At 58.0% G+C, this 16,084-nt stretch carries 11 protein-coding genes; 7 read left to right on the top strand and 4 right to left on the bottom strand.

Annotation, left to right across the window (positions count from 1 at the left end; genetic code table 11):
- Window positions 1-18 precede the first annotated feature (18 nt).
- A complete protein-coding gene (locus F4Y00_09735; protein MYE05236.1) occupies window positions 19-999 on the bottom strand; it encodes a GDP-L-fucose synthase in 981 nt (326 codons plus the stop codon).
- A gap of 167 nt (window positions 1,000-1,166) precedes the next feature.
- On the opposite strand from F4Y00_09735, the gene F4Y00_09730 reads away from it, so the two are divergent.
- From F4Y00_09730 to F4Y00_09705, 6 genes are all read left to right on the top strand, one after another.
- Window positions 1,167-2,243: a mannose-1-phosphate guanylyltransferase gene (locus tag F4Y00_09730; protein MYE05235.1), complete on the top strand. Its 1,077-nt coding sequence runs from the start codon at window positions 1,167-1,169 to the stop codon at window positions 2,241-2,243.
- Between the two features lie 92 nt (window positions 2,244-2,335).
- The gene (locus F4Y00_09725; GenBank protein ID MYE05234.1) at window positions 2,336-4,003 is read left to right on the top strand and encodes a TolC family protein; all 1,668 of its coding nucleotides are present in this window, start codon (window positions 2,336-2,338) and stop codon (window positions 4,001-4,003) included.
- Window positions 3,967-5,232, top strand: coding sequence for an efflux RND transporter periplasmic adaptor subunit (locus tag F4Y00_09720; protein ID MYE05233.1), 1,266 nt, complete (start codon window positions 3,967-3,969; stop codon window positions 5,230-5,232). Before F4Y00_09725 ends, F4Y00_09720 begins: the two co-directional genes overlap by 37 nt.
- 60 nt (window positions 5,233-5,292) lie before the next feature.
- Window positions 5,293-9,114, top strand: coding sequence for an MMPL family transporter (locus F4Y00_09715; protein MYE05232.1), 3,822 nt, complete (start codon window positions 5,293-5,295; stop codon window positions 9,112-9,114).
- Window positions 9,115-9,264: 150 nt separating this feature from the next.
- On the top strand, window positions 9,265-10,758 hold the full coding sequence (locus F4Y00_09710) for a UDP-N-acetylmuramate:L-alanyl-gamma-D-glutamyl-meso-diaminopimelate ligase (protein ID MYE05231.1): 1,494 nt from the start codon (window positions 9,265-9,267) through the stop codon (window positions 10,756-10,758).
- Between the two features lie 94 nt (window positions 10,759-10,852).
- Window positions 10,853-12,097, top strand: a complete 1,245-nt coding sequence (locus F4Y00_09705) for a membrane dipeptidase (GenBank protein MYE05230.1) — start codon at window positions 10,853-10,855, stop codon at window positions 12,095-12,097.
- Window positions 12,098-12,112: 15 nt separating this feature from the next.
- Here the strand turns inward: F4Y00_09705 and truA are convergent, their stop codons facing one another.
- A complete protein-coding gene (truA, locus tag F4Y00_09700) occupies window positions 12,113-12,862 on the bottom strand; it encodes a tRNA pseudouridine(38-40) synthase TruA (protein MYE05229.1) in 750 nt (249 codons plus the stop codon).
- A 188-nt stretch (window positions 12,863-13,050) separates the two neighbouring features.
- Between truA and F4Y00_09695 the strand changes: the two genes are divergently transcribed.
- Window positions 13,051-13,599, top strand: coding sequence for a shikimate kinase (locus F4Y00_09695; GenBank protein MYE05228.1), 549 nt, complete (start codon window positions 13,051-13,053; stop codon window positions 13,597-13,599).
- 219 nt (window positions 13,600-13,818) lie between these two features.
- Here the strand turns inward: F4Y00_09695 and F4Y00_09690 are convergent, their stop codons facing one another.
- Together F4Y00_09690 and F4Y00_09685 are read right to left on the bottom strand one after the other, a co-directional pair.
- A complete protein-coding gene (locus F4Y00_09690) occupies window positions 13,819-14,430 on the bottom strand; it encodes a ribonuclease HII (GenBank protein MYE05227.1) in 612 nt (203 codons plus the stop codon).
- 14 nt (window positions 14,431-14,444) lie between these two features.
- Window positions 14,445-16,067: a UDP-N-acetylmuramoyl-tripeptide--D-alanyl-D-alanine ligase gene (locus tag F4Y00_09685; GenBank protein MYE05226.1), complete on the bottom strand. Its 1,623-nt coding sequence runs from the start codon at window positions 16,065-16,067 to the stop codon at window positions 14,445-14,447.
- Window positions 16,068-16,084 lie beyond the last annotated feature (17 nt).

Below are 16,084 nucleotides of genomic sequence, written 5' to 3'. Positions count from 1 at the left end.
GTATGTGCTTAATGCGAATCACGCTTCCACTTCTTTCAATTCATTGGCCAGATACCAGGCATATGTTTTCGAAAACCCCTCCCGTATAGGAGTCCGGGCACTCCAGCCAAGATTCTTCATCCGGGAAACATCCATGAGTTTACGCGGCGTACCGTCCGGTCGGGTCGGGTCGTAGCGTATAGCGCTTTCGCTACCCACCACGCCCCGGATGATTTCGGCCAATTCTGTGATAGAGATATCCTCCCCAACGCCTACGTTAAGCATGCCGTCGCTTGCCGTTGCATACAACTTGTCCGCCGACAGGCCCAATACGTAGAGAATCGCATCCGCCAGATCGTCCACATACATGAATTCGCGGCGCGGCGTCCCGGTCCCCCACAGCGTCACTGGCGCATCCGGGGCTCCAACGCGCTTTGCCTCGTGAAATCTTCGCAATAAAGCCGCCGGAACGTGTGACGTCTCCGGATCGAAATTATCATTCGGGCCGTATAAATTCGTCGGCATTAACGTAACGAAATCATCCCCGTATTGCTTCCGATACGCTTCGCATGTTCTGGCGCCGGCGATTTTCGCCACTGCGTACCATTGATTTGTGGGTTCAAGAGGTCCCGTCAGTATGCATTTCTCGGGCATGGGTTGTGGGGCATGCTTCGGATAAATGCATGAACTTCCAAGAAAAACAAGCCGCCGTACGCCGTATTTGTGTGCAGAACGAATCACATTCGACTGAATGGCAATGTTGTCGGAGATAAAATCCGCGGGATATTGATCGTTCGCCAGAATGCCGCCGACCACCGCGGCTGCAAGTATCACAAAGCCCGGGCGCTCCTGCTCGAAAAACACATCAACAGCCTCTTGATCGAGCAAATCGAGTTCGTCGCGCGTACGCAGCAACAACCGGTGACAGCCCTCGGACTGAAGACGGCGTACAACCGCCGAACCGACCAGACCACGGTGGCCTGCGACGAAAACAGGAACTCCAGCATCGTTCAAAGACATGATCCAAACGATTGATTGCTGTGCATTACCAATTGGGCATCCTGATTCCGGAACATCATACGCTGCAGGTATTATGCGCAGAAGCCCGACTTGCTCCCAAAATCCCGCATAATACCTGCTAACGCGGTTCCTTATCCCTTCCTTCCATAGCTCACTTTCATCCGGATATGGCATATGCCGTAATCATGGCGGGCGGAATCGGTAGTCGATTCTGGCCGCAAAGCCGCGAGAACAATCCCAAGCAATTTCTGGCGATTCACGGCGGAGATACACTGATCCGCAGCACCATGTCCCGCTTGCGAGGCATCATCCCGGACGAGAACGTTTTTGTCGTCACGCACCGCCGGTACGTCGATCAGACACAGGAACAACTTCCCACCGTTCCCGCGGAAAACATCCTTGCCGAGCCTGTCGGACGCAACACGGGGCCATGCATTGCCCTTGCCGCCATACAATTGCTTGCGCGGGACCCCGACGCCATCATGATCGCCTTGCCGGCCGACCATGTCATCCGTAACTCCAGGCGGTTTCACAAGGCGCTCCGCACCGCTATCGGCAAGGCAAAAGAAAAGGATACCCTCGTTACGATCGGTATCGAACCTACCCATCCGGAGACAGGATACGGGTACGTGCAATACGAAGGGCACGTCGATCGTGACCTGAAAACGCCGGAGGCCCTTCCTGTCCGGACCTTTGCCGAGAAACCCGACATCGAAACCGCCGAACGCTTTCTGGATTCGGGGGATTTTCTCTGGAACAGCGGGATTTTTGTGTGGCGCGCCGATTCTATCCTGAACGCTATACAACACCATCTGCCCAAGGTCTTTCGGGCCTTCGAACCCGTACGGGATGCGCTCGGTACCGCACAGGAAACCAAGGCTGTCTCGGAAGCTTATGCTAAAAGCCCCACTATTTCGATCGATTACGGGGTCATGGAGCGGGCAGACAAGGTGTTTGTGGTGCCCGCCTCATTCGGTTGGAGTGACGTCGGCGACTGGGCAGCGGTGTATACGCTTCGCAAAAAAGACAAACAGGGTAATACGCTCAATGGGAACGTGATTCTGAACGACTCGAGCAGATGCCTGATTGACGCCAACCAGCGACTCGTCGTGCTGATAGGCATGCACGACACGATTGTGGTCGATACGGAAGACGCCCTGCTGATCTGCAACCGGGAAAGCGCCCAACAGGTTAAAAACATTGTGGATTACCTGCATGCGCACCGGCTTGAGGACTACTATTGAATCAACGTGCCGAAAAAAACCGCCCTTTTATCCCTTCTGATTTTTTCTTCATCCTTTTTTCCGAAACCCTACCATAATCGCCACGTACCCTCTTGTTGGAATCGGTTTTTTCCGACATCTGGGCCGACCATGAGGCGACCCTTTGCAAGGCCATGGCCAATATTCGCCTCCCTATCCTGATCGCGGGCGTCCTGCTCGCTGGCAGCCTGACGCCTGCCTCAACAACCCTCGCGCAGACTACTGTCGAGGGCGCGCAAGAGCCTCTCACGCTGACGCTTGACGAAGCGATCCAGATTGCCCTGGTTCATAACTATGCGATGCGGCTCGAGCGCCTTAATGTCGAGCAGGCTTCCGCGCAGGTTCGCGAAGCCTGGGGCGAAGCATGGCCTCTTATCGACGTAACGTCCAGTTATACGCGCAACCTGAAAAGCGCCAATCCCTTTGCAGGTTCGGAAGCGGGAGGATTGTTCAGTTCGTTCGGTTTTATTGACTGGTTATCGTTCAATGAACGGGCGCGCACAGACACGGATACAGAAACTGCGCCCATTGATTTCGACGAATTCATAGATCGGCAGGAGAGTGGACTGGATGCTATCGGGGCCGGTTTTGGAGGAGACACCAATCCCTTTGCGGTGCCCAACGAATTTCTGAACAGTATCTCCCTCAGCCAAACGATTTTCTCTGCCGATGTCTTTGTCGGAATCCGGGGGGCAAGATATTACAAAGATCTGACCGACGAAGTCCTGAACCGGCAGCGGCAAATCGTTCTCCACGAGGTGCGTGAGACATTCTATCAGGCGCTGCTATCCCTGAAACAGGTGGAAGTCGTTCGTATGAGTGTTGAGCGCACGCAGCTCACGCTCGACGAAACGATCCGGCGAGTGAGCCAGGGTCTGGCGCCGAAATTCCAGCGCCTGACGGCGGAGGTCGAGCTTGCCAATCTTGAAACGCAACAAGTCGAGGCCGCCGGCCTCGCAGCACAAGCAATCGACAATCTCAAGATGCGGATTGGTATTCCGGTTGATCAGCCGATACGGCTGCGAGGCAATCTGGAAACCGAAGAGCGGGGCCGCTTCCTGACCGTGTCGGCGGAAAACGCCGTCGACATGGCGCTGGCGCATCGACCGGACCTCGAACAGGCGCGCCTTGCGATCGAGTTGCAGCGAGTGGACCGCCGTTTGGCCATGACACAGTATATGCCGCAACTCAGCGCCGTCGCCAGTGTCAGTTACATAGGCCGGGTGCCGGATGATCGGACGCGCATCGTTACGGAGAACCGGGATGACTTCATCTACCGCCGCGAGTCCATTGATTTTTTCTCGCAGAGCTACTGGAATCCCGCCATAAGCGCCGGCGTACGGCTCACCTGGAACATTTTCAACGGATTTCGCACGGGGGCCCGGGTGCAACAACGAAGCATTGCGTTGCATCAGGCCGAACTGCAATATGACCAGACCCGGCAACAGATACGCATGGAGGTACAGGGGGCATTGCGGGATCTCGAAGCCGCGCAGCAACGGATTCTGGCCCAGGAACAAAACGTTCAGCGAGCAGAACTGAATTACGAATACGCGCGGGCCCGGCTCGCGGAAGGCATCGCCTCACCGGTCGAGGAACGCAACGCTTCCGAGCAGTTGGACCAGAGTCGTCTCAACCGACTCCGCGCCCTGTACGACTATCTTTTAGCCCAGAGCGCTCTGGAAACGTCCATGGGCATGACGCAATGGAATGCCGCGGAGCCTCGCCTTACGAGCAAATAACCTCTCCTTTATTGGATCTCATGACTCCGTCCGACTATCGATCCCGGCCCCCCAGGCACAGCGGTCTTGTGCGGAATATCCTTGCTACAGGGCTGTGTGCTATCTGCGCCGCGATGCTCCTTACGGGCTGTGGAACAGAACCCCCGAATGGCGCCCGGAGCGCACCCGCCGTGGTTGAAGAAGGACGTGCAATCCGCGTGGAAACCCTTGTGCTCGAACCCACCGTATTTCGGGATATCATTCAGCTCACCGGATCGGTCGAAGCCTTCGATGACGCACGTTTATCGGCGCAAACAAGCGGCACGGTAGTCACGGTCGAACCCCTCGGAACCTACGTCCGCAACGAGGGGACTGTCGCTCAAATCAATCCTTCGGTGCCGGAATCGGCTGTTTCGCAAGCCAGCGCTATCGTCGAAGCCGCCGAGGCGCAATTCAGGCTTGCCCGGGAAAACCTGACACGCAACGAGCCCCTCTTCGCTGACTCGGTCATCAGCGCCATCGAGTGGGAAAGCGTACAGGCGCAGTACAATCAATCCAGAGCGAACCTTGCGCAGGCCGAAGCCGCCCTGGAACAAGCCCGTACCACGCTGGCGCAAACCCGGATCGTGGCGCCGTTCGACGGTACGGTCGAAGAACACTTTGTCGAACCCGGCGAACAGGTCACGCCCGGGATGACGGTGGCTCGCCTCATCAATACCCGCCGCGTCAAAGTCGTTTCGGGCGTACCCGAGCGGTATGCCGCGGACATCCTGCCCGGCACTCCCGTTCACGTCAGTTTCGAGGCATACCGGGGCAACCGCATCGAAGGACTGGTATCGTTCGTCGGACGCGCCGTCGATCCGCAAAGCCGGACCTTCCCGATCGAGATCGTTATCAACAATCCGGACGGGACCATCAAGCCGGAAATGGTGGCGCGCGTCGAGGTCACGCGGGAGACGATCGAGAATGCGCTGGTTGTGCCGCGCGCCGCAGTCATCCGTACCGAGAACGGTCACATTGCCTACCTGATCGAGAACCGGGATGGAATACCGACTGCGGTACAGCGGAATTTCGTGCCGGGACCTGATTTTGGAGCATACGTCGTGGCCACGAACCTTCAGCCCGGCGACGAAGTGATCGTTCTCGGACAATCGAGAGTCACCGACGGAGACAGGATCGAGATAGCAACCCGGCATTCCACATCTCGGGAAATGTCTATAGAGCAGCCGGAAGTACCGATGGACCGGTAAAGGATCTGCGGCGCGTATTTCCCCCCGCCGGTCCGATCTCCAAACGCTACCTATCGAGTTATGAAAATCACTAACATCTCGATCAAGTATCGTACGAGCATTGTCGTCCTGACAGCAATCATCGCCATCGGCGGCCTGTACAGCTATGTAACGATTCCGAAGGAAGCCGCGCCATCCATCGAGATTCCGCAAATTATCGTCACATTGCTATATCCCGGGGCGAGTCCCGACGATGTGGAATCCCTGATCACGCAGCCTGTCGAACGCGAGGTGCAGGCAATCAACGGCATCAAGGAAATTCGTTCCACATCCACTCAGGGCGTATCCACCATCATCGTGGAATTCAACCCGGACGTTTCCCTGGACGACGCCTATCAGAAGGTGCGCGATAAAGTGGACGTAGCCCGGCCTACGCTACCCAGTGAAATAGAGGAGCCCATTATCAGCGAGATCGACTTCGATGAATTTCCCATCATGACGGTCAATCTGGCGGCAAATTACTCGCTGTCGCAACTCAAGGAAGTAGCGGAAAATCTCGAAGACGAGATTGAAACCATTCAGGAAGTTCTTGAAGTGGATGTAGTGGGTGGTCTCGAGAGAGAGGTGCAAATAGATGTGGACCTGAATGCACTTCAGGGATACAACCTCGCGTTCATGGATATCGTGGACGCCATCCGTGCGGAAAATACCAACATGCCGGGCGGATCGGTGGATGTCGACCGTCTGAACTATCTGGTTCGTGTCGACGGTACGTTCGACATCCCCGACGAGATCGAAAACATTGTCATCGAGGCGCCTGGAGGACAACCCATCTACGTACGTGATGTCGCCGATGTCGATTTCGGTTTCAAGGACCGGGCATCGTACGCTCGCCTCCAGCTCTTCCGCACCGAAACGGACGATGGCGATCTCGTGCGGACGGATGATCAGGATATTCTGCAAGTGATCAGCCTGAATGTCAAGAAACGATCCGGGGAAAACATCATCCTGACGGCGAAAGCCGTTCAGGCGACGGTAGACGAATTCGCATTCCCGCAGGGCACGCGCATCCTCATCACCGGCGATCAAAGTGAGGATGTCCAGAACATGATCGATGATCTGGAAAACAATATCATCAGCGGCCTCATTTTCGTAGTGGCCGTACTGTTGTTCTTCCTCGGCGTGCGCACCGCGACCCTGGTCGGCGTCGCCATACCCCTTTCCATGTTCCTTTCGTTCATCATTTTCCAGGCATTCGGCTACACACTGAACTTCATTATCCTGTTCAGTCTGATCATTGCCCTCGGCATGCTCGTGGACAACGCCGTAGTCATCGTGGAAAACATCTACCGATACAGGGAAATGGGGTATTCGCGGTTCGAGGCGGCGCGGCGCGGCACCGCCGAAGTCGGCGGGCCGGTCGTCGCTTCCACGGCCACTACGGTCGCCGCCTTCGTACCCATGCTGTTCTGGCCGGGTATCATCGGCGAATTCATGCGTAACATGCCGCTTACGCTCATTGTCACGCTTTCGGCCTCCCTCTTCGTGGCGCTGATCATCAACCCGGTAATCACGGGTATTTTTGTGCGGCTTGAATCGGAAGAGCGTAAAAAATCCCGGAGAAGCACTCGACTCGGTAGCCTACTGGTCCTGCTCCTGCTCGCGGTGCTGATGGGCCTTGCCAATTACAAGATGCTGGTCGTATTCGCCATCGCCATCCCGGCGGTAATATGGATCCATGCAAAATGCTTCAAGCCGATCGGCGATTATTTCGCGCAAAAACTCCTGCCGCGCATCATAACGACCTATCGATCGCTCCTTACCTGGATGCTTTACCGGGATTACAACGTTCGCCGACCCTGGCTGCGCAACACCGGGGCGCTTGCTTCCCTGACCGCCGGATTCGTTCTGTTGATCGGAAGCGGCTTGCTGGCGGGCGTGGGAAGCCCCGTGGCGGGAGGGCTGTCCGGACCCGCCCTGCTCCTTATGATACCGGGGATCATCTTCCTATTGCTTGGGATACTCGGCACTATGCTGCATTGCCTCGAAAGCATATTTCTCGGCGGCTGGAAAAGCGTACGCGCAGGTCTCATCTTCGGCGGCGTCATGCTGGTGATCCTGTTTCTCATCAGGCTGGGTCCGCAGGAAATTCCTTTCTTCGTCATCGTCAATCTTATGGCGTTGCCTGCCATCATTTGCGGCACAGGCCTGCTCGGAGCGATTTTCAATCGCCGCAAACGCAAAATACTGCTGCTTACAGACAACCGGGCGCGTCTGCTGACCGGCGCCATGGGCGCCTTTATAAGCATCTTTACGGTGTTCCAGCTGGCGCCTACCGGGATCGAGTTCTTTCCGGAAAATGACCCCCGTCAGGTATGGGTCACCCTGGAGGGGGCGCTCGGCACCAATGTGGACGCCAGTAATAATATAGCAGCCACTGCACACGACCGTATCCTGAACCTGCTCGACAATACGCCCGAATCGGAAGCCAATCTTAAAAGCGTTCTGGTCAACGTCGGGGTAGGCGGTGACGCTATGTTCGGAGGAGGAGCGCAAAGTTCGGAAGTTTCCCGGGTCACACTGAATCTTGCGGACTATGCGGATCGCGAGGAAGCAAGCACCGAGACGCTTTCGAAGATCCGCGACCGGCTGCAAGGCATTCCCGGAACGGACATTACGGTCGAGCAAAGCCAGTTGGGACCCCCAACCGGCCTGCCTGTCAATATTGAAATTTCCGGGGAAGATTTCGCAATGATCCGCCAAATCACCCACGAAGTGCGCCAGATGCTTGTGGAGGGAGTGGAAAGCGGCGAAATTCAGGGACTTGTGGACGTAAGCGACGACCTGAATGAAGGGCGTCCTGAAATGCAGGTTCATATCGACCGGGAGCGGGCTGCCCGTTTTGGATTGAACACCAGCAACATCGCCACTACGATCCGCGCAGCGATCAACGGGGTCGAAGCAGGTAAATTCCGTACAGGCGAAGACGAATACGACATCACGGTACGGCTTCGGGAAGCCGACCGGGCCGGTCTGGAGAGCATCAAGAACCTTACGGTCCTTCACGAAGGCAACCAGATCCCTGTCACTGCCGTGGCGGACTTCGATGTGGGCAGCGGCCTCGGGTCTGTTACACGCCTCGACCAGCAGCGCGTATCTACGGTGACGGGAAGCGCCGCGCCAGGCATACCCGGCCCGCAGGTACTTGCAAGCGTGCAGAGGTATCTGACCGAATACGAAGCGAACCTGCCGGTCGGGTACGCGATGACCTATACCGGCGAAAGCGAAGAGCAGGAAGAATCATTTGCTTTCCTGACCACGGTGTTGCTGGTTGCCGTATCGCTCATTTTTATGATCATGGTGGCGCAGTTCAATAGAGTGACGGTGCCCTTCATCATCATGCTGGCCGTAGGATTCTCCCTGATCGGGGTGCTGCTGGGTCTCATCCTTACACGCACACCGTTCGGGCTGTTCACGTTCATCGGCATTATTTCACTGGCCGGCATTGTCGTGAACAACAATATCGTTCTGGTCGATTACATCATGCAGTTGCGAGATCGGGGGATGGACAAACACGCTGCCATTATCGAAGGCGGCGCCACGCGCCTGCGACCGGTTCTCCTGACCGCATTGACGACGATACTGGGCCTTATTCCGCTCACGTTCGGGATCAACATCGATTTCGTGGGGCTGCTGACGGAATGGCGCCCCAATTTCCAGTTCGGCTCCGAGAATACGCAGTTCTGGGGCCCGATGGGCACGGCGATCATCAGCGGACTGGTCTTCGCTACGTTCCTGACCCTCGTCATCGTACCCGTGATGTATTCGACGTTCGATTCGCTCGCAAACAGGCTCAGGAGCATCTTCGGACGCAAACAGGAAGCCGGCAGCGAAAAGGACTAGGGTCTTGTTAACACTATGCAGCGGCGCTCTGCGGGGCCTATTTTCCTGCCAGGCCAGGCGCCGCGAGCGCAGTGTGCCCCAGCCACATAAGAGAGCGGCAACGCCGCATGAAATATGGAGCCGATGTGCCGGAAGAGCCGGTAGCGACGCATGAAACGGTTAAGCGACTTCGCCGATGCACATCTTCGCATATTCGATCGGCCCGCTCCTCCCGCACCGGATGAAATAACAAGCGTACACCTCATCGGGATTTGCGGTACCGGCATGGGATCCCTCGCCGGACTTCTCCAGGACGCGGGGCATGCGGTGCAGGGAACCGACGAGCACTATTACCCGCCCATGAGCACGCGGATTGCGGAGGCGGGCATTATCATGCTCGAAGGATACGATGCAAAGCATCTGGATCCGCCCCCGGATCTGGTGATCGTGGGCAACGCCTGCACCCCGACCCATCCGGAAGCATCGTACGCCAGGGAACAGGGCCTCACCCAGTTGTCCCTGCCCGAAGCCATCGCACACTTCTTCCTGAATGATCGGAAGCCGCTGGTTATTGCCGGCACGCACGGCAAGACGACCACCACCGGCATGCTTGTCCATATCCTGCAGGCCGCCGGGGCGGACCCGGGCTTCCTCGTAGGCGGATTGCCCGCAAACGGCGGCCCTTCGTGCGGCGTCGGCGCCGGCCCTCATTTTGTCATCGAGGGCGATGAGTATGACAGCGCCTACTTCGACAAGCGTCCGAAGATGATGCACTACCGGCCTGCCAGCGCCGTCATCACGTCACTGGAATTCGATCATGCAGACCTCTACGATACCTGGCAGGATTATCGCGAAGCATTCCGGGAATTCGCGGGCCTGGTCGACCCCGAGGGGCTTCTTGTATTGAACGGGAACGATCCTGAAGTACGGGCGCTGGCAGACTATACCCGGGCTCGCGTAGCCTGCATCGGCTTCGCAAACGAGGAGATCGCCGCCGGAAACGTACGCCCCGCTCCCGGTGGGCAGCGATTTACGCTGCTGTTGCATGGCCGGGAACAGACGGATGTTTTTTTGCCCATGAGCGGGCGACATAACCTGCTCAATGCGCTGGCCGTCTGTGCAATTGCGCTGGACGAAGGCATCACCCCCACACAGATCTCGGAGGGATTCGCCTCTTTTCCCGGAATGAAACGCCGTCAGGAAGTGCTGGGCGAGGCAAACGGTGTCCTTGTAGTGGACGACTTTGCACACCATCCCACGGCGGTAAGCGAAACGGTCCGCGCAACCGCCGAACGATGGCCCGACCGCCGCATCGTGGCCGTTTTCGAGCCGCGTTCCAACTCAAGCCGTCGAAAGATATTCGAAGAACCGTACGGACAGGCCTTCGACCGGGCAGACGCCGTGTTTATAAGCGCTCCACCGGTACGTCACAACGACAGGGCAGCTGATCTGCTGGATGCGGAAAGCGTCGGCGATATCCTCAAAGCCCGCGGCGTCGCTGCAACTATCCGACCCAATGCGGAGCGCCTCCTTCCCCCGCTTCTGGACACACTGCGCTCGGGAGATGTGGCGCTGATCATGAGCAACGGCAGCTTCGACGGACTCCATAGCCGCCTGATCACAGCACTCAGGAAGCGTGAGCCGGCAGCTGCGAAGCCCGGATGATGTGGGCGTAAAAAGACATACGGGGCGCAATAACCGGAGATATATCGTATTCTACGCATTCCCGCAAACAACCCAGGCCAATCCGAAGACCTTCATGCGCAGTTTCCCTGTCCTGTTCTGTATCCTGCTTGCCGCCATGAACATATTGTCCGGGTGCAACCCCGGAACTCCCTCAACTCCCGCCGCACCCGATGACGATGCTCTGCGCGCCCGCGCCGACTCGCTGGCGCATGCCCTCCTCATCGTGGATGGCCATATCGATGTGCCGTACCGGCTTGATGCGTTCCATGAAAATATTTCCGAAGAAACCTTCGGCGGAGACTTCGACTATCCGAAGGCCATAGCGGGCGGTCTCGACGCTCCGTTCATGTCGATCTACATCCCGGCGGTCTATCAGGAAACCGGCGGAGCCGCGGAAAAGGCGGATTCGCTGATCGACATGGTAGAAGGATTTGTCGAGCAGTGGCCGGACAAGTTTGCCTTTGCCCGGTCCGTGGCGGATATCCGGGCCAACTTCGAGGCAGGACGTATCTCGCTACCGATGGGTATGGAAAACGGCGCCCCCATCGGCGATGACCTTACACGCCTGCAATATTTCCATGAGCGGGGTATTCGATACATCACACTGACGCATTCTCGCGTCAATCAACTCAGCGATTCGTCCTACGACTCGACCCGGGTTCATGATGGCCTGAGCGATTTGGGTAAAGAAGCGGTTCGTGAAATGAACCGGCTGGGAATCATTGTCGATATCTCGCATGTCTCCGACGAAGCATTCTACGATGCGATGGAAATCACCGAAGCGCCCGCTCTGGCAAGTCACTCTTCCCCCCGGCATTTTACGCCTGGATGGGAGCGCAATATGGGCGACGCCATGATCCGGCGCCTCGCCGAAAACGGCGGAGTCATTATGGTCGTCTTCGGATCGACATTCCTGCGCGCGGAATACGATGCGGAGGGGGACTCTGTCCGGGCAGCCATTGGACAGGAATTAGAGACCGCCGGCTATGAGCAAGATTCGGAAGCATACGTACGCCGTTTCGAGGAGTATCGTAAGGCGCACCCGGTCGGCTCGGTCGAAGACATTGTGGCGCAGATCAACCATGTCGTTGCGCTGACGAGCATCGATCATGTAGGGCTCGGATCAGATTTCGACGGCGTTTTTGCGCTACCGGCCGGCATGCAGGATGTCTCCATGTATCCGAACCTGATCTACCACTTGCTCAAGGAAGGGTATAGCGACGAAGATATCCGGAAGATATTGGGCGAAAATGCACTGCGCGTCTGGTCCGATGTGGAACAGGTGGCGCGTGCGATGCAGGATACCGGGCAGGAATAAAGGAGCAGAAATTTTTTAATACACCACTTCTTCGAGCACAAGCCCATGGGCAGGCGCCGAGGGCCCGGCGGCGCGACGATCTTTCCGGGCAAGAAGGCGCGCCATATCTTCTACGGGACGCTTGCCGTGCCCTATCTCCAGCAGCGTTCCCACCAGCGCGCGCACCATACCGTGCAGGAACCGGTTTCCCGTTATCTCGAAACAGGCGTCCCCGTCGTCTGATTCGTGCGTCCAGCGCGCCTCGTGCAGGGTGCAAACACGGTTCTTTGCTTCCGACTGCGTAAGACAGAACGTATCGAAATCGTGTTCGCCGAGGAGGGTATCGGCAGCGGCCTGCATGCGCGCAAAGTCCGGTTCCGGTCGGATATGTACGCGCATATGCCGATCCAGCGCGCGGAATCCGGTGGCGATGTAGTAGCGGTAGCGCCGGAGGCGGGCATCGTAGCGGGCATGAAAGCCGTCGGGAGCCATGGTGAGCGTGCGGACAGCGATGGCGTCGGGAAGCAGACCGTTCAGGGAAGCGAGAAGGCGGTGCGTATCTATGTGGACCTCGCCCGGAGAGGTATCCACAAGAAAATGGGCAACCTGCCCCCGGGCATGTACGCCGGCGTCGGTGCGACCTGCCCCGACAATCCCTGTCGGGGTGCGCAAGACTGTGGCGAGCGCCTTCTCGAGCGCGCCTTGCACCGTCGGCCTGCCCGGCTGGATTTGCCATCCGGAAAAAGGCGCGCCGTCGTATTCTATCGTCATGCGGTATACAGGCATCGTATGCGCGTCGCATCGGCGGATATCGTATTTTGCACGCGCCGGTCAGGACGCGCCGCCGGTAGACCGGACGGTCTACCTCAGGAATCGTTCGGTGGCGCCGCCGGTATTACCCCACACCTGCGCCGGGGAGTCTTTCCCCCAGGGCCTGTTAAAACAGACCGGGATATATTCCCGGAACATTCCCGATGACCGTTCCTACGCGCATCTATCTGACGGGTTTTATGGGGAGCGGCAAGAGCACCCTCGGACCTCGCCTCGCGGACCGGCTTGGGTATAACTTTGTCGATCTGGATCGAAATATCGAGCGGGCGGCGGGCAGCACGGTGCAGACCATTTTTGCCAATCAGGGAGAAGAAGCGTTCCGGCGCCTCGAAGCCGAGCACTTACACACGGTATCGCACGTCGAGCGGGTTGTCATTGCGCTTGGAGGCGGTGCGGTCAGCCGGGTAGAAAACCTGCGTTTCGTAAAGGCACAGGGGTGCCTGATCTATCTCCGCATGACGCCCCGGCATCTGGCGGATCGACTTGAAAAACGGGCCGCATCCCGGCCCATGCTGCATGAGCAAGGCCGCCCCCTGTCCGGAGCCTCCCTGCGTAAACGTATCGCGGCCTTGCTGGCGCAAAGGGAATCGTTCTACGAACAGGCTGACATCGTGCTGGATGTGGAGATGGGACCTGTGGATAACAATGTCTCAGCAGCTATGAAAGCGCTGGAAAAGCAAGGCGGGAAGTAAGAGCCGGCTTAGGTCCTGGAGCGCGGCAACAAGACCATCCAACGCCGAACCGCAAAATCGCAACCGGGAAAAGGGACCTTGGGACGCGCATTCGAACAAAACATCGGGCCCGGGATATCCTGCAAACTCGCGGCCAACCGCACGTTTATGTTTTGAGAAAAGGCGCGTCCCAAGGTCCTCGCCCATGCGGATTTAATCAGAGGTTCCTATAGTGTTCCTTCAGGCCAGCCGGAACGAACGGCGGTGGTGCGGGGTCGGGCCGTGCCGGGCAAGCGCCGCATAGTGCTGCTTTGTAGGATACCCTGCATTCGCCTTCCACGCATAGGCGGGATAGTCATCATGCAGCCTGTGCATCAGGCGATCGCGCTCCACCTTCGCAATCACGGATGCCGCTGCAATCACACGGCACCGGCGGTCCCCTTGTACGATCGTTTCGAAGGGCTGCCTTGCATCGGGAAAACACCGGTTCCCGTCGATCAGCAGGTAGTCCGGTTCGGGGGCCAGGTTCGAAACCGCGCGCCGCATGGCCTCCATAGCCGCCCACAGGATATTCAGACGATCGATTTCCTGGGGCGAACACAGGCCGACGCCGATGCCTGACGCACTTGCCCGGATAGATCGGGCCAGCTTTTCGCGCATGGCAGGCGAGAGAAGTTTGCTGTCGGTCAGATCCGGAAGGTGTACGTCGGGAGCAAGAATCACGGCAGCAGCGACGACCGGACCCGCCAGACATCCTCGCCCTGCTTCATCTACGCCGGCAAGGCGTTCGTAGCCTTGTTGCCGGAGCGTGTACTCGAAGCGCTGCGAAGGAAGCCTGGACTGTGCAACCATAGCAATACCGGCAGCTATTCGTCGTACTGATCCGGCAGATCGTTCTCGTAGAGCACGACATCTCCTTCGCGGAGGAACGATGCAAGAAAGGCCTGGGCATCCCGCAAGGCATCGAAGACGTGCAGATTTTCCGCCGGGAAATTTTTGGCCTGTAGTCCCTCCCTGATGGGGGTCGTTTGCTTGCGACCCACGAGCAGCGCAAGATCCGCATGATCGGCGATATGCTCGCCCAGCAAGCGGTTTTCTTCGTGTTGCCGCTCGCCAAGTTCAATCATGCCGGGCGTTACGATGATGCGACGCCCCGAGCGGAACGTTCCAAGTATCTCCACGGCGTTCAGCGCGCCGACCGGATTGGCGTTGAAGGCGTCGTCGATGATGGTCACCGGGCCTTCCCGGCGCAACTGAAGCCGGTGCGGAACAGGTTCGATCTGCTCCACGACGTGCGTCATCTGGCGCAAGCGCAACCCCATCCCGCATCCGACCGCCAGCGCCAGAAGAATGTTGGTTACGTTGTGCGCTCCGAGAAGCCGGGTCCGGAAACGCTGCTCCGTTCCGTTCCTGTCGCGCACAAGAAAGGACGTTCCGCGATGGTCGTACCGGATATCGAAGGCCGCAAGATCGCCCCCCGGATGTCCCTGTGCGGAAATGCGCCATATCCGGCCGCGGGCCTGCTCCGTCATCGCCGCCACCCGATCATCGTCCATGTTAAGAACAGCCACACCCTCCGCATCCATGTTGGCGATCATGCGGGCTTTTTCGTCCGCAATACGGTCGATGGTTCCCATGCTTTCCAGATGCGCAATCCCGATTGACGTCACTACGCCGATATGGGGCCGAACCAGACCACACAGTTCGTCCATATCGCCGGGGTGACGGATACCCATTTCAAGCACGAGGACCTGATGCTCCGCCCGCAGCATGTTATTCACGACGAGGCAAAGACCCATGGGCGTATTGTAGGAACCGGGAGTAATGAGGGTCTGGTAACGCAGTCCAAGAATATTTCCGATGATGTTCTTGGTGCTCGTTTTCCCGTAAGACCCGGTAACGGCAACGATCTTCAGGTCGGACCGTCTGCCAAGCCGGCGGCGGGCCTGCCGCTTGAAACCCTCGCGAATACGTCGTTCCACAGGATGCATCAGGGCGGCGGCGGCAAGCACCCAGGCAGGCGCCAGGAAATCCGCCAGAAACAGGCCCGCCAGATACCAGATAAGGTCGGCGAGATCGCCCCGGAGCCAGATAGATAATCCCCCTGCAATGGGCAGAATCGCCAGCAAGGCAGCGGTCGCCAGCAGGCGTTGCATCCGGTTGGTATACTTCAGGGGTTTTTTCTCGCGGTCGCTCCGGTAGCGGCGCGAGGAGGCGAAGGTAACCGCCCAGAGAGGCAACGCCACAGCGGCGACAGGAAACGGAGCGAAAAAAGCGGCAGCGATGGCTACGAGAACCAACTCTGCAAGTGCAAGTTTGTGTGAGAGACGGAATACGAGCGTACGAAAACGATGGACAACCCAGGCACGGAATTCTCCGGACTTGTAGCCGTGTAACTGGAAGACATGCAGAAAATAGCGCAGCCGCCGCGCCGCGCGCCATCCCGCGAACAGGGTCGTAACGACAGTAAGAAACGCGATGATGAACATGGGGAACCCGGTGCGGC

The sequence above is a fragment of the Bacteroidetes bacterium SB0662_bin_6 genome, from assembly GCA_009839485.1.
Lineage (GTDB): Bacteria > Bacteroidota > Rhodothermia > Rhodothermales > VXPQ01 > VXPQ01.
Note: the sequence above shows the minus strand (reverse complement) of the source record. Positions and strands in the feature narration are given on the sequence as shown.

Bases quoted from the DNA above. Each gene is read 5' to 3' on its own strand.
- F4Y00_09735 (MYE05236.1), bottom strand. From the start codon at position 999: ATGTCTTTGAACGATGCTGGAGTTCCTGTTTTCGTCGCAGGCCACCGT.
- F4Y00_09730 (MYE05235.1), top strand. From the start codon at position 1,167: ATGGCATATGCCGTAATCATGGCGGGCGGAATCGGTAGTCGATTCTGG.
- F4Y00_09720 (MYE05233.1), top strand. From the start codon at position 3,967: ATGGAATGCCGCGGAGCCTCGCCTTACGAGCAAATAACCTCTCCTTTA.
- F4Y00_09715 (MYE05232.1), top strand. From the start codon at position 5,293: ATGAAAATCACTAACATCTCGATCAAGTATCGTACGAGCATTGTCGTC.
- F4Y00_09710 (MYE05231.1), top strand. From the start codon at position 9,265: ATGAAACGGTTAAGCGACTTCGCCGATGCACATCTTCGCATATTCGAT.
- F4Y00_09705 (MYE05230.1), top strand. From the start codon at position 10,853: ATGCGCAGTTTCCCTGTCCTGTTCTGTATCCTGCTTGCCGCCATGAAC.
- truA (MYE05229.1), bottom strand. From the start codon at position 12,862: ATGCCTGTATACCGCATGACGATAGAATACGACGGCGCGCCTTTTTCC.
- F4Y00_09695 (MYE05228.1), top strand. From the start codon at position 13,051: ATGACCGTTCCTACGCGCATCTATCTGACGGGTTTTATGGGGAGCGGC.
- F4Y00_09690 (MYE05227.1), bottom strand. From the start codon at position 14,430: ATGGTTGCACAGTCCAGGCTTCCTTCGCAGCGCTTCGAGTACACGCTC.
- F4Y00_09685 (MYE05226.1), bottom strand. From the start codon at position 16,067: ATGTTCATCATCGCGTTTCTTACTGTCGTTACGACCCTGTTCGCGGGA.